Raw genomic sequence first — 466 nt, 5'->3', positions numbered from 1 at the left:
CCTACGGGCGGCAGCAGTGGGGAATATTGCGCAATGGACGAATGTCTGACGCAGCGACGCCGCGTGTGGGATGAAGGTCTTCGGATCGTAAACCACTGTCGGGGGGGACGAAGGACCGGCGGCTCATACCCGACCGGTATTGACGGTACCCTCAAAGGAAGCACCGGCTAACTCTGTGCCAGCAGCCGCGGTAATACAGAGGGTGCGAGCGTTGTCCGGAATCACTGGGCGTAAAGGGCGCGTAGGCGGCTGGGTAAGCCGCGTGTGAAAGCCCGGGGCTCAACCCCGGAACGGCACGCGGGACTGTCCGGCTCGAGTATGGTAGAGGCGAGTGGAATTCCTGGTGTAGCGGTGGAATGCGTAGAGATCAGGAAGAACACCGGTGGCGAAGGCGGCTCGCTGGGCCATTACTGACGCTGAGGCGCGAAAGCGTGGGGAGCAAACAGGATTAGATACCCGGGTAGTC

General features: G+C 61.8%; 1 rRNA gene. It reads left to right on the top strand.

Annotated features, from left to right (window positions below):
* Positions 1-466 (top strand): 16S ribosomal RNA (locus AADR41_RS42350); the annotation flags it as partial.

Origin of the sequence: Streptomyces sp. CLV115 (assembly GCF_038448545.1) — a bacterium.
Classification (GTDB): Bacteria; Actinomycetota; Actinomycetes; order Streptomycetales; family Streptomycetaceae; genus Streptomyces; species Streptomyces sanglieri.
The sequence above is the reverse complement of the archived record's forward strand: the minus strand, read 5'-3'. Positions and strand labels throughout refer to the sequence as shown.